The sequence below is a fragment of the Exiguobacterium algae genome, from assembly GCF_018617875.1.
GTDB classification, from domain to species: domain Bacteria; phylum Bacillota; class Bacilli; order Exiguobacteriales; family Exiguobacteriaceae; genus Exiguobacterium; species Exiguobacterium algae.
Genome location: NZ_JACSKZ010000002.1, coordinates 152332 through 170799, shown reverse-complemented (window position 1 = coordinate 170799; position 18468 = coordinate 152332). Strand labels below are relative to the sequence as shown.

Here is an 18468-nt window from a genome sequence, read left to right as displayed (position 1 = left end):
GTATGTAAAAGCCAGAAGGAGGGATGAGAGTGTCCAAAATAACAGAAGTCGTTGAAGCAATCGCACAGCCGATTGTGGAACGTGAGAACATGGAATTGGTCGATGTTGAATTCGTGAAGGAAGGACCGGACTGGTTCCTGCGCGTCTATATTGATAAGCCGGGGGGCGTCGATCTAGACGATTGCGTCAATATCAATGAACAGCTCTCGGAAAAACTGAACGAAACTGATCCAATCGAGCAAGCCTATTATCTTGACGTCTCGAGTCCTGGTGCGGAGCGTCCACTTAAAAAGCCGAGTGATTTCGAACGGGCGGTAGGCAAGAACGTCTACATGAAAACGTTCGCTCCGATCGATGGTGCCAAAGAGTTTGAAGGTATTTTGACGGCATACGATGGGGAGACGGTCGTGATCGAGACTCGCATCAAGACAAGAAAAAAAGCGGTATCGCTACCGGTTGAAAAAATTGCACAAGCCCGTTTAGCGGTCACGTTTAGTTAAGGAGAGAAGAAGATGGGTCCACAATTACTCACAACAATCGAACAGATTGCAAAAGAAAAGGGAATTGAAAAAGATATTATCATCGATGCGCTCGAACAAGCGCTTATTTCTGCGTATCGTCGCAACGTTGCAAACCCGAACGAACACGTCAAAGTGGAGTTCGACCAGGTGACGGGTGATATTCGCGTTTACGCACTTCTTGAAGTCGTGGAGCGACTCACACAACCGGATCAGCAACTCTCATTAGAAGAGGCGCATGAAATCGATCCGAACTATGAGCTTGGTGATTTCCATAAAGAAGAAGTGACTCCGAGCGATTTCGGTCGTGTCGCAGCGATGACAGCAAAACAAGTCGTCACACAAAAAATGCGTGAAGCGGAACGTGAACGCATTTATAACCATTTTGCTGACAAAGAAGACGAAATCATGACAGGGATTGTGGAACGCTTTGACCCACGCAATCTTTACATCGGTCTCGAGAACAACATCGAAGCCGTGTTGACGCCGAACGAACAGATGCCAAACGAGTCGTATCAGATTCATGACCGCATCAAAGTATACGTCACAAAAGTTGATTCGACGACAAAAGGTTCTGGTGCTGCGATTCAAGTATCACGAACTCATCCGGGTCTTTTACGCCGTCTGTTCGAACTCGAAGTACCTGAGATTTCAAACGGTACGGTTGACGTCATGTCCGTGTCTCGTGAAGCGGGAGACCGTTCGAAGATTGCGGTTCATTCTGATATCGTCGACCCGGTCGGGGCATGTGTTGGTCCGAAAGGACAACGTGTCCAAACAATCGTCGATGAGCTCAATGGAGAGAAAATTGACATCGTCCGCTGGTCGGAGGACCCGAAAGAGTTCGTCCGCAACGCCCTTAGCCCAGCTCAGGTCGTAGCTGTCTATGTAAACGAACCGGCGAAATCGACGACGGTCGTCGTACCGGACTATCAATTGTCGCTCGCAATCGGGAAGCGTGGACAGAACGCGCGTCTTGCCGCGAAATTGACAGGCTGGAAGATCGACATCAAGAGCGAGACGGATGCACAAGCATTAGACTTGTTCGACACGTTCGCTGAAAAAGTTGAATCAGAGCCGGAAATTGTTCAAAATGAAAGTGAACAAGACTTATCAGATGCTTCAGTCGAAACAACTGTGGTGAAAGAAGAGGAATGACCATGAAGCAAAAGAAACTTCCTTTGCGTAAGTGTGTGGTCACACAAGAAATGCTCCCGAAGAAAGAATTGATTCGTGTCGTTCGGACGCCCGAAGGTGAAGTCGTCATCGATTTGACCGGGAAGATGAACGGTCGAGGTGCTTACTTATCAAAAGACATAGACGTGATTCGTTTAGCTGAGAAAAAACGAACACTCGACCATCAGTTGAAAGTAAAAACGAGCGATGACTTGTATGAACAGTTGAAACAAGCTGTCACGGGTGCAGAATCATGAACCAATGGGAATCATTGTTAGGCCTTGCTGCTAGAGCGAGGAAGGTAACGATGGGAGAAGAGTTTGTATTGAAGGATGTCCGAGCTGGTCGAGCCAAGCTCGTCATTCTTGCCGGTGATGCAGGAGCGTCTACGAAAAAACGGGTGACCGACAAATGTACGTCGTATCATGTCCCGCTCATTGAAGTGAGCGACCGTTATACAATTGGCGCCGCTTTAGGGAAAGACATGCGCGTCGTCGTGTCTGTGACAGAATCCGGATTTGCGAACAAGCTTAAGCAACTTCTCTCTTAACTATTAACGGAGGTGGATGCTTTGGGAAAACGCGTCTATGAATTTGCAAAAGAACAGAATGTAACGAGTAAACAAGTCATTACTCAATTAGAAAAATTGAACAAGCCGGTGAAGAACCACATGGCTGTTCTTGATGAGGAGACGGTCAAACAATTGGACCGCGTCTTCAACCCAGAGAAGTACCGTGCCGCAGAGAAAAAAGCGGAAACGAAACCGGCGGCTGATCGTCCGAAAAACGAAAAACAAGAGAAGAAAGAAACACCGAAAGCACGCCCACAAAATGCGCAAGGGAACCGTGGCGGCCAAAACCGCAACGACAACCGCAATAACGACCCACGCAACAAAAAACGTGGCAAAGGGAAAGGCAAAGGCAAGCCGGCAAAAGCGGCTGTGCCACAAGAAGCCGATCCAAACTCGAAGACGAGTCAACGGAAAGCAGCTCGACTCGCTCAAGAAGCTGAAATGGGTAATGTCATCAAGTATGATGAAGCACTCAGCGTAGCCGATCTTGCTTCGAAAATGAATAAGAAGCCGAACGAAATCATCATGAAGTTGATGGGTATGGGTGTCATGGCTACGATTAACCAGACACTCGATGACGAGACGATCGAGTTGCTCGCAGCCGAGTTCGGATATGAAGTGGAAAAAGAAGTCGTCGTCGATGAGACGGATTTCGAGACGGTCGAAATCGATTTCTCTGAATACGAGCTGGAAGAACGTCCGGCAGTCGTGACCATCATGGGTCACGTCGACCACGGTAAAACGACGCTACTTGACTCGATTCGTAACACGAAAGTCGTTGCGGGCGAGGCTGGTGGAATCACACAGCATATCGGTGCTTATCAAGTCGAAGTCAATGATAAGAAAATCACGTTCCTTGATACACCTGGACACGCGGCGTTCACGACGATGCGTGCCCGCGGTGCTGAAGTGACGGATATCGCGATTATTGTTGTCGCAGCAGACGATGGCGTCATGCCGCAAACAGAAGAGGCGATTTCGCACGCAAAAGCGGCAAACGTTCCGATCATCGTTGCAGTCAACAAAATGGACAAAGAAGGCGCAAACCCAGACCGCGTCAAACAAGAATTGACAGAGTTTGGTCTCATTCCGGAAGAATGGGGCGGCGAAACGATCTTCGTTCCGATTTCAGCACTTAAAGGTGAGGGAATCGATGAGTTGCTCGAAATGATTCTCCTCGTGTCAGAGGTAGAAGAATATAAATCAACAGCTGACATGCCGGCACGTGGAACGGTCATCGAAGCGAAACTCGACAAAGGCCGTGGACCGGTCGCGACACTTCTCGTACAACACGGTACGCTTCGGATCGGGGATTCAATCGTTGTCGGGAACACGTTCGGTCGTGTCCGGGCGATGGTCAATGACATCGGACGTCGTGTGAAAGAAGTTGGTCCATCGACGCCAATCGAAATCACAGGATTAAACGATGTGCCACAAGCCGGTGACCAGTTCATCGTCTTCGAAGATGAGAAGAAAGCCCGTGCAATCGGTGAAAAACGTTACCAACGTTACCTTGAATCACAGCGCCGTGAATCAGCGAAAGTCAGCCTTGACGACTTGTTCAGCCGTATTCAGGAAGGTGAAGTGAAAGACTTGAACGTCATCATTAAAGCGGACGTACAAGGTTCAGCTGAAGCGTTGGCCGGTTCACTTCGCAAGATTGACGTCGAAGGCGTAAAAGTTAACATCGTTCACCAAGGTGTCGGTGCGATCACAGAAGGGGATGTCATCCTCGCTTCTGCTGCAAATGCAATCATTATCGGGTTCAACGTCCGTCCAGACGGAAACGCCCGCTCGATGGCGGAGCAGGAAAGTGTTGAAATGCGTCTCCACCGCATCATCTACAACGCAATCGAAGAAATCGAGAGCGCGATGAAAGGGATGCTTGATCCTGAGTTCGTCGAAGAGATCACAGGTCAAGTCGAAGTACGTGACGTCTTCAAGGTATCGAAAGTCGGTACCATTGCCGGATGTTACGTCACAGAAGGTAAAATCACACGCGACGCTGGTGTCCGTGTCATTCGTAACGGAATCGTGGTGTACGAAGGTAAACTTGATACGCTTCGTCGCTTCAAAGATGACGTGAAAGAAGTGGCAACAGGATACGAGTGTGGAATTAAAGTTGAGAAATTCGACGATATTAAAGTCGACGATATCATCGAAGCGTTCGTCATGAAAGAAGTCGAACGTAAATAATGTAAGGAGGGATCACGTATGAAAATTCGTGCCCAACGAGTCGCTGAGCAAATGCGTAAAGAAATCACAGACGTGTTATTGCGTGAAGTGAGTGACCCACGTACGAAAAACGCTACGATTACGAGCGTGGATGTGACAGGGGACCTGCAACAGGCGACCGTCTATTATACGGTGCTCGGAGACGACGAGGACGTAAAAGCTGAAACACAAGCTGGACTTGATAAGGCGAAAGGATTCATCCGTCGCGAAATCGGTCAACGCATTCGTCTGCGTAAAACACCTGAGCTTTCGTTCGAATACGATTCATCGGTCGCATATGGTAGCCATATCGACTCGTTGATTCGTGATTTAAACAAAGACTAATGAATAAAAGGGGAGACTCCGTTCTCCTCTTTTTTGATGTGGAGGAATGATGATGGAACCAAACGGGGTACTCATACTCGATAAAGACAGCGGCATGACGAGCCACGATTGTGTCTTTAAACTCCGAAAGCTGTTTCAAACGAAAAAAGTCGGGCACACGGGCACGCTCGACCCGGAAGTGACCGGGATTTTACCGATTTGTTTAGGGAGAGCGACAAAGTTGGCCCGCTTTTTGACGGACGAGGGTAAACGATATGTGGCAGAGGTCACCATCGGAACGGCGACGATGACGGAGGATGCCCATGGTGAGGTCGTGGAACGTCAGGTGATCCACCCAGACGAATTCACTCCAGCGCAGGTCGATGAGGCATTACAGCGTCTCACCGGGACGATCGAACAGATTCCCCCGTATTACTCGGCTGTAAAAGTGAACGGGAAAAAATTGTATGAATACGCGCGGAAAGGTCAAACGGTCGAACGGCCACGACGGATGGTTGAGATTCATCGGTTGGAACGAACGAGTGAGTTGACGTTTGAAGAAGACGTCTGCCGTTTCCGAATCGAGGTGGATTGTGGAAAAGGAACGTACATCCGGACGTTGGCTGTACAAGTCGGGGAACTGCTCGGTTTTCCGGCCCATATGAGCGAACTCCGTCGCACACGATCCGGTGCGTTCGAAGAAACGGATGCGGTCACGCTCGGAACCCTTCAGGAAATGGAGTCGATTGAAGAACGGCTGGAGCATGTCATCCCGTTAGAGGAAGTCGTCAAACGCTGGCCTTCCCTGACAATCGCTGCAAATCGGGAGCGGTATATTCGAAATGGTGGGAAGTTGAACAACGTCTCGCTCGAATTTGATTTGTTTACTGTCTATAATGAAGAAGGAATCCCTCTTGCCCTTTATAGACGGCAAGAAGGAACGACAGACGCGACAGTCGAGGTCATGTTGGCCATCGACTAAGGGGGAAATTGACAGTATGGAAACGATACATCTCACCTATCCAGAAACACCGGACCGTGTCCCTTCCGTCATGGTGCTTGGATTTTTTGACGGAGTGCATAAAGGACATCAAGCGGTCATTGAGCATGCGAAACAGCACGCGACGGAGCGGGACGTGCCGGTCACGGTCGTTACGTTCGACCCGCACCCGAAACAAGTTCTTTCAAATAAACCCGATGCGGTCAGGTATATCACCCCTCTCGCTCGGAAGCTGAAACGGATTGAGGCACTCGGGGTCGAACGGTGCATCGTCATTTCATTTACGAAGGAGTTGGCGGGATTGTCACCGCAACAATTCGTCGATGATTATTTAATCGGTGCAGGAGCTGTCCATGTGACTGCCGGGTTTGATTACTCATACGGTAAGTTCGGCGAAGGGACAATGGAGACCTTGCCTTATCATTCTCGCGGAAAGTTCACGACTTCGGTCGTCCCGGAACAGACCGCAGAGGGTGAAAAAGTATCTTCGACCAGAATCCGTAAGTTGTTGGCGGCGGGTGAAGTGGATCGTGCCAAAGAGTTACTCGGATCCCCGTATGTCATTTGCGGAGAAGTCATACACGGTGACGCACGCGGGCGGACAATCGGCTATCCGACAGCTAACGTGCTGATGGATGCATCCTACGTCATGCCACGGCTAGGTGTGTATGCGACGCGGGTCACATTACAGGACGGGCGCACGTTTTCAGCGATGACGAACGTCGGGCGGAGACCGACGTTTTACGAGACCGGGAGTGTCTCCATTGAGAGTCATCTATTTGATTTCTCGGAAGACCTGTACGGACAACTCATCGAGGTCGAATGGATCGCTTACATCCGAAATGAGCGGGCATTTGATGGACTCGATGCCCTGATTGCCCAATTACAAAAAGATGAGGTCGAGGCTCGTGCAATCCTGTCTTGACTTTCGAAGGGGAGTACGCTATCCTTTTCAAGTACGCAAAGTACACCGTTTCGCTTGGCTGGTCGATTCACCAACGCCGGCTCGGCAACACGGCAATTTTTGATTAAATGGAGGTGGAGAGGCAATGGCACTCTCAAAAGAACGTAAAAACGAAATCATCGCGGAATTCGCGACAAAACAAGGTGACACAGGTTCACCGGAAGTACAAGTGGCGGTGTTGACTGAACAAATCAACACATTGAACGACCACCTTCGTACACACAAGAAAGACCACCACTCACGTCGCGGTCTCTTGAAAATGGTAGGACGTCGTCGTAACTTGCTTACGTACCTTCGTAACAAGGACGTTACACGTTACCGTGAATTGATTCAACGCCTCGGTCTCCGTCGTTAATCGATTGAGACTGTTCAACGGGCTGGGACCATGTCCTAGTCCGTTTCTTCTTTATTCAGAGGAAAATGATTAGACATTCGTAGGAATGAGTTACATAATAAACTAGATAAGGTTTGAGAGGAGAATGTACATGTTAGGTACGAAACAAGTATTCTCTACAGAGTGGGGCGGTCGCCCATTGTCTGTAGAGGTCGGTCAACTTGCGAAGCAAGCGAACGGCTCAGCACTCGTCCGTTATGGCGATACGGTCGTACTCGCAACGGTCACGGCTTCAAAAGCACCGAAGGATTTAGACTTTTTCCCGTTGACAGTCAACTACGAGGAAAAATTATATTCAGTCGGTAAAATTCCAGGTGGATTCCTTCGCCGTGAAGGACGCCCAGGTGAGAACGCGATTTTGACATCACGCCTCATCGACCGTCCAATCCGCCCGCTTTTCCCGGACGGCTTCCGTCATGATATTCAAGTCATGATTTACGTCATGTCAAACGACCCGGATTGCTCGGCAGAGATGGCGGGGATGCTCGGAACATCCGTTGCACTCTCGATTTCTGATGTGCCGTTCGACGGTCCAATCGCAGGTGTGACGGTCGGTCGTGTAGATGGCGAGTTTGTCATCAACCCGACAACTGAACAAATGGAAAAAACAGATCTTGAGCTTCAAGTAGCAGGGACTGCGACAGCGATCAACATGGTTGAAGCGGGCGCGAACGAAGTACCGGAAGACGTCATGCTCGAATCGATTCTCTTCGGTCATGAAGAAATCAAGCGCTTGATTGCTTTCCAACAGGAGATTGCGGATGCAGTCGGTAAACCGAAGTTTGAATACACGGTTTCGAAATTCGATGAAACGTTGTCGGCAGAACTTGAGGCAGCTCGTCCGGAAATCGTTGAAGCGGTTCAAGTCGAAGAGAAGCATGCTCGTGATGAAGCCATTAACGAAGTCATCGCGAAATACGTGGCGATGTATGAAGAGCGCTTAGCTGATGAACCAGCGAAACTCGGTGAAGTTTCAGGCATCTTGAACAAGTTCGTCAAAGACGAAGTTCGTCGTTTGATCACGGTCGACAAAGTCCGTCCAGACGGTCGTCGTCCGGATGTGATTCGTCCGCTCGCTTCTGAAGTGGGACTCTTACCGCGTGCACACGGTGTCGGACTCTTCACTCGTGGACAAACACAAGTCATGTCCGTTGCGACACTTGGTGTCATCGGAGATGCCCAGATCATCGATGGAATCGGTCTTGAAGAAAATAAACGCTTCATGCACCATTACAACTTCCCACCATTCTCAGTCGGTGAAGCCCGTCCTGTCCGTGCGCCAGGTCGTCGTGAAATCGGTCACGGTGCACTCGGAGAACGTGCGCTCTTGCCAATTATTCCGAAAGAAGCGGACTTCCCGTATACGATTCGTCTCGTGTCGGAAGTGCTCGAATCAAACGGTTCAAGCTCGCAGGCGTCGATTTGTGGCTCAACTCTCGCCCTCATGGATGCCGGTGTGCCAATCAAGGCGCCGGTGGCGGGGATTGCGATGGGGCTCATCATGGAAGGTGAACATTATACGGTCTTGACGGACATTCAAGGACTTGAAGATCACCTCGGAGATATGGACTTTAAAGTGGCTGGTACGAAAGACGGAATCACAGCCCTTCAAATGGACATTAAGATTGCCGGAATCACACGAGAAATTCTTGAAGAAGCACTTGAACAGGCTCGTGCCGGTCGCCTTCATATCCTAGACCATATGCTTGAGACACTTGACGCTCCACGTCCACAGTTGTCGAAATACGCTCCGAAGATTGTGACGATGACAATCAATCCGGACAAGATTCGCGACGTCATTGGACCAGGTGGTAAGATGATCAACAGCATCATCGACCAGACAGGCGTCAAGATCGATATCGAACAGGATGGTACGGTCTTCATCGCTTCGACAGATCAAGAAGGCATTGATCTTGCGATGTCGATGATCGGCGATATCGTACGTGAAGTCGTCGTTGGTGAAGTATATGATGCGACCGTACGCCGGATCGAGAAGTTCGGTGCGTTCGTTGAATTATTCAAAGGTAAAGATGCGCTCGTTCACGTCTCAGAATTCAGTCTTGAGCGTGTCGCGAACGTGGAAGACGTCGTCAAACTCGGTGACACGATTCAAGTCAAAGTCACAGAAATCGATGATAAAGGTCGTGTCAACGCTTCACGAAAAGCCTTGATTTTAGAAGGATTGACTCCGGAAGAGCGTGAAGCATACGAAGCGAAACGGAAAGCAGCACGTGAGAGCCGTCCTCCACGTGAGGGACGTCCGCCGCGTCGTGACGGAGACCGTCGTCCACCGCGCTCGTCAAATTAATTTATTCTGGCCATCGTCTGGTGCGATGGCCTTTTTCATAGGAGTGAGAGGATGGAATGGATGACATTAAATAATGGCGTACGCATCGTCATCGAGCCGATCGAAGGTGCACGCAGTACGTCAACGGGTGTGTTCGTCAAAGCTGGAACACGCACGGAATCGTCGGAAGAGATCGGGATCAGTCACTTGATTGAACATATGTTGTTCAAAGGGACTACGACACGAAGCGCCAAAGAGATCGCTTCGTTCTTTGACGAACTTGGGGGAAGCGTTAACGCCTTCACCTCGAAAGACCACACCTGTTATTATGTGAAAACACTTGATGAACATGCGGTCGTCGCCTTCGATGTTCTGGCAGACATGCTCTTTCAGTCCGTGTTCAATGAGGACGAGTTAGAGAAAGAAAAGCGTGTCGTGTTAGAAGAAATTAAGATGTATGAGGATACACCAGAGGATCTGGTTCATGAAATTCTAGCCGATGCCGTCTATCGGGATGACGTATTGGCGCAACCGATTTTAGGTACCGAGGAAAGTGTTCTCTCTTTGACACGGGAACAGATTAAACGATATGTAGAGAAACGGTATTCAGGGAACCAAATGGTCGTATCGATTGCCGGGCATGTGACCGATGAACTGATTGAAGCAGTCAAGTCGAGGTTTGCAGACATCCCTTCTGGGGAATCGTCGAAAGAATCGACTCGGCCTGTCCTCTATAGTGACAAAGCGGTGAAACGTAAGGACACCGAGCAAGCCCACCTCTGTTGGAACTTTGAAGCGATTTCGGCAAAAGATGAGCGGTTGCCGCATTTGGCTCTCATGAATAATGCGATTGGCGCGACGATGTCTTCTCGCTTGTTCCAGTCAATCCGTGAAGAGCAGGGGCTCGCCTACTCCATCTACTCGTACTATACGACGTTCGATGATCATGGCACGTTCACGATCTATGTCGGAACATCCCCGGACACGCTCGAACAAGTTGAAGCCATCATGGACCGTGAATTGGCGAAGCTTAAAGGTGAAGGACTGACTGAAGAAGAAGTAGATAAAGGGAAACGTCAATTAAAAGGTTCGCTTGTCCTTGGGAATGAAAGTTCGAGTGCGCGTATGAACCGAAACGGCCGAAATCTATTGCTTTTGGATGAAATTGAACCGATTGAACGGGTGTTGGATAAAGTGGAACGAATTCAAACCGAAGAAGTGAACAGGCTTATTCAAGAGGTATTGAACCATGTTCCGGCGAAGTCATACGTCCTTCCGAATGAAGAGCGACTTGAAACCGAATTGTAAGTTCTCTACACTGATTAAGAGGTATTCTTTAGTTTGGACAGGATACAGGTGAAAGAAGGGAAAGACTTGAACTTAACGGATTTAGTGAAGAAGATACAATTGATCAATCAACCAAATCTCGCAGACATCGAAGTGACACACGTGACGACTGACTCTCGGGAAGTCGTTCCCGGCACTTTATTTGTTGCGATTAAAGGATATACTGTCGACGGCCACGACTATGCAGAGACTGCTGTCGAGCGTGGCGCCGTGGCGGTCGTCAGTGAGCGACCGTTGGAACTTTCGGTGCCGAACCTGCTCGTACGCGATAGCTCAAGATCAGTCGGTCTTTTGGCGTCCGCATTTTATCGTTATCCATCTGAGGAAATGAGACTTTTCGGCATCACTGGAACGAACGGGAAAACGACGACAACGACAATTTTACGTGACGTTCTCCAAGAACTCGGTCATTCCACCGGTTTGATTGGAACGGTAGAGGTCCGAATCAATGACACGGTTGTGCCGAGCAAAAACACGACTCCACAGAGTTCTGAACTTCAGCAACTCCTGGCTCAGATGCGGGATGAAGGGGTTACGGATGTCATGATGGAAGTCTCTTCTCATGGACTTGAATTGGGCCGAGTGATCGGAACGGACTTCGATATCGTCGGCTTCACGAATCTGACGCACGACCATCTTGATTTCCATGGGACGTTTGAAAATTACGCGAGAGCCAAAGGATTGCTGTTTGCGCAGTTGGGTCAAATGGCATCACGTGGGAAGGTCGCCGTCTTGAATGCGGATGATCCTTACAGCAAGCTGTATGAAACGATGACAGGCGCCCGTGTGATCACGTATGGGATTGACGAAACGGCCGACCTGATGGCTTCAGACATTGAGCAGACATTGTCTCAGACGAGCTTCGTCTTCCAATATCAAGGCCAGCGTTTGCCGGTGACCGTGCAATTCATCGGTCGCTTCAACGTGTATAACATCTTGCTCGCGACAGGATGTCTGCTTGCTGCGGGCTATTCGCTAGAAGAGATTGCGAACGTACTCGGAAAAATCCATCCTGCGAAAGGACGGATGCAACGACTTGATGTTCCTGGATTCAATGTTTATGCGGACTATGCACATACTCCTGACGGAATCGAACAATGCTTGAAATCGCTTGTTGGTGTGCCAAAAGAGAAGATCATCTTTTTGATTGGTACCGGAGGCAATCGGGACGTCACAAAACGTCCGGCGATGGGTGAGATGGCCTCAACTTATGCGGGGACCGTCATCATCACGACAGACGACCCTCGTTTCGAATCGTACGAATCGATTACGAAGGGAATCGCAGCCGGAATGACGCACGATAACTTTGTGGAAATCGGGGACCGCGAGGAAGCGGTACGCTATGCGGCAAGGTTGGCAAAGCCGGATAATATCGTTGTGTTGGCAGGGAAAGGTCATGAAAAGTATCAAATTATCGGAAATGAAAAAATGCCGCTCGATGAAGAAGCGATTGTGCGGACGACCATTTTGAATACGGAGGAATCCTGATTTATGGCAGTACAACCAGTAAAGTTGACAGAAAAAGAACATGACGACTTCGTCAAATCCCACGATCGGGGCGATTTACTCCAGCTTTCAAGTTGGGGAGATGTGAAACGGAAGAACGGTTGGACAGCGGAGCGGATTGCCGTCGCACGTGAAGGCGTGACGACGGGCGTGGCGCTACTTCTCTTCAAACGTGTTCCGAAGCTGCCGTTCACGCTTTGTTATGCTCCGCGTGGATTCGTCGTCGATTACGAAGATTTGTCGTCGTTGCAAGCATTGACGAAAGAAGCAAAACGTGCCGCTGCTGAACGCAACGCCATCGTCATCAAAATCGATCCGAACATCGACCGGGACGAGATGCCGGGTCTATTGACCGAAATGGACGCCATCGGTTTCCGTCATAAAGGATTCGGTGGGGGATTTGATTACGCACAGCCGCGTTTCACGATGGAGACCGACCTCCGTCCGAGTGAAAAAGACATCTTTGCGAAATTCCATCATAAGTTCCGATATAATGTCCGGCTCGCCGAGAAAAAAGGGATTGTATGTACGGAAGTTGGGCGCGAAGGGCTGAAAACGTTCGCTGATTTGATGAAAGTGACCGGCGAACGGGATGGCTTCTCCATCCGTGGGCTCGATTATTTCGAAAATCTGTACGATTGCTTGCAACCGAACGATGCCCGACTCTTCTTGACGAAACTAGAACCGAAGCTCGCACTTGACCAACAAGAGGCGACGCTTGAAAAAGCGAAGCGCGACTTGGCGAAGATTGAACGTAATCTGGAAAAGGAAGCGATCGAGAAGAAACAAAAGAGTCTGCTCAACCGAAAAGAACAGACCCTCGCCCAAATCGAAAAGGCCGAACAAGCCTTACCTGAACTGGTCGCCTTGAACGAGAAATATCCAGAAGGCCTCGTCTTATCAGGCGGATTACTCACGCTCGCCGGACGTCGTTCTTATTACTTATACGGGGCCTCCTCGAACGAATTCCGTGAGTTTATGCCGAACCATTTGATGCAATGGACGATGATGCAAGCCGCTAAAGAGAGTGGGGCGGAACGGTATGATTTCGGAGGGGTATCCGGTAGTACGGACCCTGACGATGAGTATGCTGGTTTATACGCGTTCAAATCAGGTTGGGGTAGCGACATGATTGAAAAGGTTGGCGAGTTTGATCTTGTTTTGAACCGTCCTTTATACGTGGCGCTTGAAAAAGGGTTGCCACTTCTCAAAGGATTACGTAAACGGTTCAGAAGATGAGGTGGACAGGCGTAGTGACGCTGGCGATTGCCGCATTTATATTTGGCGTTGTGCTTGCCTACTTCAATATACAACCAGAACCGGTCCCATGGGTCGATGAACCGGTGTTCGAGGCGGAGATGTGTGAGCGTTCGCCTAATACCGAGCAAGTCGTTTTGAAAAAGAGTGAAGATGCCCTGAAACAGCTGCATCCACTTGTGGCCAAGCGGGGCGAATCATTCGTTCGCTTGGCCAGTTCCTGCCTCGATTTGAACGTGCGGTTGACTTCGGGTTACCGCTCGGCAAAAGAGCAAAATGAACTGTACGCTCAAGGCCGCTCGAAACCCGGGGATGTGGTGACGAATGCAAAAGCGGGTCAAAGTTATCATAACTATGGACTGGCGGTTGATTTCGTGATCATTCACAACAATAAAGCGGATTATGATTTAAGCGCGGACAACAATCGAAACGATATTCCAGACTGGCAGGAGTTGGGGGAACTCGGCAAAGCGCTCGGTTTTGAATGGGGAGGCGATTGGGATACATTCCCGGATTATCCTCACCTTCAAATGGACTTCGGATTGTCGATCCGGCAACTGGCTGCGGGGAAACGGCCGAGCAATCAAGCGACCGCTCCACTCGCAGATGTACTCAAACCTCTAGTGGATTGAACGGAAATGTTGGCAATGAAGCCGTTTTCCGATACAATATTCAGTAGCGATAAGGGGACGGAATAGAATATGAATCATCTAGGAGGTTTTTGTTAGTGTCTAAAAAGAAGACAGAGAATATTAGCGTCTTTGCGCTTGGAGGCGTAGGCGAAATCGGGAAGAACATGTACGTCGTGGAGCTAGACGACGACATCTTCGTCATCGATGCCGGTCTCATGTTTCCAGGCGATGAGATGCTGGGAATTGACATCGTCATTCCTGACATCACGTATTTAAAAGAAAATAAAGATCGAGTACGCGCGATTTTCATCACGCACGGTCACGAAGACCATATCGGTGGACTTAGTTACGTACTTCGAGACTTAAAACATGTCCCGGTATATGGGACGAAATTGACGCTCGGCTTGATCGAGCTGAAACTGAAGGAAGCCGGATTGTTAAAAGAAGTCGACCTTCGCATGATTGATGCCAAAACGAAATTGACTATCGCTGATCATCTCATTACGTTTTTCCGCGTCAATCACTCGATTCCAGATTGTGTCGGTGTTTGTATCCAAACGTCCCAAGGAGCAATCGTCCACACTGGGGACTTTAAATTTGATTACACACCTGTCGATGGAAAACAGGCGGACTTTAATAAATTGGCGGCTATCGGACAACGTGGCGTCCTTGCCTTGTTGTCGGATTCGACGAACGCTGAGCGTCCGGGACAAACGGGTTCAGAATCGATTGTAGGGGCTGAATTGAATGATGTGATTTATCAAGCTGAGGGACGTGTGATTGTCGCGTCATTCGCATCAAACGTTCACCGTTTACAGCAGGTGTTCTCTGCAGCTGAGGCCAATGACCGTAAAGTCGCTGTCGTCGGACGTAGTATGGTCAACATTGTGGAAGTGGCACAAAAGCTGAACTACTTACGTTTCAAGCCGAAAACGTTGGTCGAGTTATCGCAAGTCAATCGTCTCCCGGACAACAAAGTCGTCATTTTGACGACGGGTTCACAAGGGGAACCGATGGCGGCGTTGACTCGTATGGCGCGCAACGCACACAAGCAAGTGAACATTCGATTGAACGATACGGTCGTCATCGCGGCGACGCCGATTCCTGGAAACGAGAAATCGGTATCGAAAACAATCGACCTCCTGTTCCGTTCGGGAGCGAATGTCATTTACAATCAGCGTAAAGTCCACGTCTCCGGACACGGATCGGCTGAAGAGTTGAAGCTTATGCTTAACCTCGTGAAGCCGAAGTATTTCCTCCCGATTCACGGGGAGTACCGGATGCAAATGGCACACTCGAAACTCGCTGAACAGGTCGGTGTCAAACCGAACAACATCTTCATCGTCGAAAAAGGAGACGTTGTCGAATTTACAGGTCGCAAGGCAAGAATGAACCGGAAAGTACCGGCAGGAAATGTCCTGATTGATGGAATCGGTGTCGGAGACGTCGGGAACATCGTGTTGCGTGACCGTCGATTGTTATCACAAGATGGCGTCGTCTTATGTGTCGTCACATTGAACCGGAAACAGAAGAAATTGATTTCAGGTCCTGAACTCATCTCTCGTGGATTCGTCTACATGCGCGAATCGGAAGAAATGATTTCAGAGGCAAACCGAATCGTCACCAAGCAGATTGAAAAGAGCCTACAGGCTGGAAGTGACTGGACCGAATTGAAATCAAATATCCGCGAGCGGCTTAGCGTCTTCTTGTTCGAACAGACGAAACGTCGTCCGATGATCTTGCCGATCATCATGGAGATTTAATGGAATGTGAGTGAGGCAAAAGTCATCTGACTTTTGCCTCTTTTTTTAGGAGGAAATGAAGTGGCTCAAAAAACTAGGAAGACACCGACAAAACGAAAGCGTCCGGCAACGAAAAGAAGGACGAAAAAACAATCGATTTCAGCACGTACATATGGATGGGGACTGTTTGTTTTAGCAATCATCGGCTTCTTCTTCGCGTTGTTTGATTTAGGGTGGATTGGAGAACGCTCATCGACAGCAGTCGAATACGTATTCGGAGGGTGGGGCGCACTGACTTATTTGATGCTCGCCGCCGGATTATTGATTTTCTTATTACAACTCCGCACGATGCAGCGCGTCGGGTACAGTTTTATATTGGTCGCTTTCCTGCTGTTTGGCGATTTGATTTGGGGAGCGGAACGTGGTGTCTTAAACGGGGCCATCTATCGCCTGAATCAATATTTGTTTTCTGACTTCGGCATCATTTTTCTAGGGATCGTCGCGTTTACGGTTGGTGTCTCGATGTGTATCCCTACACTTTGGCGCACGTTGGCGAACCGAATCGGTGAAACGATTCTGGCCATCAAACAGGAGTGGGGCGAACAATCAAGAAGTAAGAAAGAAATGAAACCTAGAGCACGAAAAGAAAGAGAAGTAAGGAAATCACCGAAGGTAGAGGGGCTTCTTCCAACTGATTCGGTGGAACCGGAAAGTGATGCGGTTGCCATCCACGACATTCCGATTGTCGGTTTCAGTGAGAAAGTAGTAGCGGAGACGACACCGAAGAAGGATGATGAGAAAGAAGAAGAGACAGAAGAGGCAACCCTATCGACAGAAGAGATGATGTTGACGGCGGCGCAGGATGTCTCGGCGTCATACGAATTACCTGCCTTCTCGATCTTGAAAGAACCGGTCGTCACAGACTTGTCAGGGGAAAATGCAAGACTGAAGGAGAACGCGTCGAAGCTTGTCAAAACGTTGAAGTCATTTGGTGTCGGGGTGAAAGTGCTAAAAATCCACCTCGGTCCAACAGTTACAAAATATGAGCTTCAACCGGACATCGGCGTTAAAGTCAGTCGCATCACGTCACTCAGTGATGATTTGGCTTTGGCACTTGCGGCAAAAGATATTCGGATCGAGGCACCGATTCCGGGAAAAGCAGCAATCGGGATTGAAGTGCCGAATCAGGAAGTCGCACCGGTATGCTTACGGGAAGTGCTTGAAGCGGAACCTGTGAAGCAGGACGATTCGAGACTGCTTGTTGCACTCGGTCGGAGTATCAGTGGGGAGACTGTCGGCATTTCGTTAAATAAAATGCCCCATTTACTTGTTGCCGGATCCACCGGTTCGGGTAAATCGGTCTGCATTAATGGCATGATTGTTTCCCTGTTAATGCGGACGCGTCCAGATGAAGTTCGTCTCATGATGATTGATCCGAAAATGGTTGAGTTGAATGTTTATAACGGGGTCCCGCACTTATTGACCCCGGTCGTCACCGATCCGAAAAAGGCGGCACAAGCTTTGAAACAAGTCGTTGCAGAGATGGAACGGCGGTACGAACTGTTCAGTCGATATGGTGTTCGAAACATTGAGGGGTACAATGAGCTTGTCGACCAATCCGATGATGAAGATGCCAAACGTTTACCGTTCATCGTCGTCATCGTGGACGAACTAGCTGACTTGATGATGGTCGCGTCGAATGATGTGGAAGATGCAATCATGCGACTCGCCCAAATGGCGCGGGCAGCTGGTATCCATATGGTGCTGGCGACACAGCGTCCGTCAGTGGACGTCATCACCGGAGTCATCAAAGCCAACATTCCGTCACGTATCGCCTTTGCGGTTTCCTCACAAACAGACTCTCGTACGATTTTGGATGGTGGGGGCGCAGAAAAACTGCTCGGACGTGGCGATATGCTCATGCTTGCGAATGGGATGAACAAGCCGGTCCGGGTTCAAGGGGCATTTGTGTCCGACCAGGAAGTCGAAGCAATCGTCAATCACGTCATCGCTCAGCAAAGAGCGCAATATGTGGAGGCGATGATGCCAAAAGAAGAAGAAGTGACGACAATCGATTCCGATGATTCCCTTTTCGGTGAAGTGGTCTCATTTATTCTGACTCAGGAAACGGCGTCGACCTCGATGATCCAACGAAGATTCAGAATTGGATATAATCGTGCAGCACGCTTGATTGATTCGTTGGAGCAGGCTGGATATGTTGGTCCTTCCGAGGGATCGAAGCCGCGAAAAGTATTCATTCAAGACCAGGAAGTATAAAGTTAAAAAACGAACGTTTTTATACTAAAATATAAAACCGTTCGTTTTTTGTTTATTTTTTAAATAACTCGTCAATGGGTGCGGATTTTAGTTGTTCGTTACAATAGTGATGTAATATAGCACATCTGACCTATATATCGAATTAGGTCATACTTTTAAAAAGTACTGAAACGCTTACATTTTTTAATACCGTTTTCATTTTACAAAACGATTTCAAACTGATTTAATACAAGGAATATTGTCTCAGAGGTACGGTTCT

Annotated in this window: 16 protein-coding genes; all 16 read left to right on the top strand. The window is 49.0% G+C overall.

Annotation, left to right across the window (positions count from 1 at the left end):
- The first annotated feature begins 29 nt into the window (after positions 1-29).
- Positions 30-500: a ribosome maturation factor RimP gene (gene rimP, locus KNP03_RS06060; RefSeq protein ID WP_214826733.1), complete on the top strand. Its 471-nt coding sequence runs from the start codon at positions 30-32 to the stop codon at positions 498-500.
- A gap of 12 nt (positions 501-512) precedes the next feature.
- Positions 513-1676 carry a transcription termination factor NusA gene (gene nusA / locus KNP03_RS06055; RefSeq protein WP_214826731.1) on the top strand — a complete coding sequence of 388 codons (1164 nt, stop codon included), beginning with the start codon at positions 513-515 and terminating at the stop codon, positions 1674-1676.
- 2 nt (positions 1677-1678) lie between these two features.
- The gene (gene rnpM, locus KNP03_RS06050; protein WP_214826728.1) at positions 1679-1951 is read left to right on the top strand and encodes an RNase P modulator RnpM; all 273 of its coding nucleotides are present in this window, start codon (positions 1679-1681) and stop codon (positions 1949-1951) included.
- The gene (locus KNP03_RS06045) at positions 1948-2244 is read left to right on the top strand and encodes a YlxQ family RNA-binding protein (protein WP_214826725.1); all 297 of its coding nucleotides are present in this window, start codon (positions 1948-1950) and stop codon (positions 2242-2244) included. Before rnpM ends, KNP03_RS06045 begins: the two co-directional genes overlap by 4 nt.
- Before the next feature lie 21 nt (positions 2245-2265).
- The gene (infB, locus tag KNP03_RS06040; RefSeq protein WP_214826722.1) at positions 2266-4461 is read left to right on the top strand and encodes a translation initiation factor IF-2; all 2196 of its coding nucleotides are present in this window, start codon (positions 2266-2268) and stop codon (positions 4459-4461) included.
- 18 nt (positions 4462-4479) lie between these two features.
- Positions 4480-4824 carry a 30S ribosome-binding factor RbfA gene (gene rbfA, locus KNP03_RS06035; RefSeq protein WP_214826719.1) on the top strand — a complete coding sequence of 115 codons (345 nt, stop codon included), beginning with the start codon at positions 4480-4482 and terminating at the stop codon, positions 4822-4824.
- A 52-nt stretch (positions 4825-4876) separates the two neighbouring features.
- Positions 4877-5785 (top strand): tRNA pseudouridine(55) synthase TruB, encoded by a 909-nt coding sequence (gene truB, locus KNP03_RS06030; RefSeq protein WP_214826716.1) that lies wholly within the window; start codon positions 4877-4879, stop codon positions 5783-5785.
- A 16-nt stretch (positions 5786-5801) separates the two neighbouring features.
- A complete protein-coding gene (locus KNP03_RS06025) occupies positions 5802-6728 on the top strand; it encodes a bifunctional riboflavin kinase/FAD synthetase (RefSeq protein WP_214826713.1) in 927 nt (308 codons plus the stop codon).
- A 124-nt stretch (positions 6729-6852) separates the two neighbouring features.
- Positions 6853-7122, top strand: a complete 270-nt coding sequence (gene rpsO, locus KNP03_RS06020; RefSeq protein ID WP_074037213.1) for a 30S ribosomal protein S15 — start codon at positions 6853-6855, stop codon at positions 7120-7122.
- Between the two features lie 130 nt (positions 7123-7252).
- Positions 7253-9469, top strand: a complete 2217-nt coding sequence (gene pnp / locus KNP03_RS06015) for a polyribonucleotide nucleotidyltransferase (protein ID WP_214826710.1) — start codon at positions 7253-7255, stop codon at positions 9467-9469.
- 51 nt (positions 9470-9520) lie between these two features.
- Positions 9521-10756 carry a M16 family metallopeptidase gene (locus KNP03_RS06010; RefSeq protein ID WP_214826699.1) on the top strand — a complete coding sequence of 412 codons (1236 nt, stop codon included), beginning with the start codon at positions 9521-9523 and terminating at the stop codon, positions 10754-10756.
- A gap of 66 nt (positions 10757-10822) precedes the next feature.
- Positions 10823-12283: a UDP-N-acetylmuramoyl-L-alanyl-D-glutamate--2,6-diaminopimelate ligase gene (locus KNP03_RS06005; RefSeq protein ID WP_240544491.1), complete on the top strand. Its 1461-nt coding sequence runs from the start codon at positions 10823-10825 to the stop codon at positions 12281-12283.
- Between the two features lie 3 nt (positions 12284-12286).
- Entirely contained in the window at positions 12287-13540 is a 1254-nt protein-coding gene (locus KNP03_RS06000; RefSeq protein WP_214826698.1) for a lipid II:glycine glycyltransferase FemX, read from the top strand.
- A 14-nt stretch (positions 13541-13554) separates the two neighbouring features.
- The gene (locus KNP03_RS05995) at positions 13555-14190 is read left to right on the top strand and encodes a M15 family metallopeptidase (protein WP_338082712.1); all 636 of its coding nucleotides are present in this window, start codon (positions 13555-13557) and stop codon (positions 14188-14190) included.
- Between the two features lie 95 nt (positions 14191-14285).
- Entirely contained in the window at positions 14286-15953 is a 1668-nt protein-coding gene (locus KNP03_RS05990; protein WP_214826687.1) for a ribonuclease J, read from the top strand.
- A gap of 60 nt (positions 15954-16013) precedes the next feature.
- A complete protein-coding gene (locus tag KNP03_RS05985) occupies positions 16014-18209 on the top strand; it encodes a DNA translocase FtsK (protein WP_214826684.1) in 2196 nt (731 codons plus the stop codon).
- Positions 18210-18468: the final 259 nt, after the last annotated feature.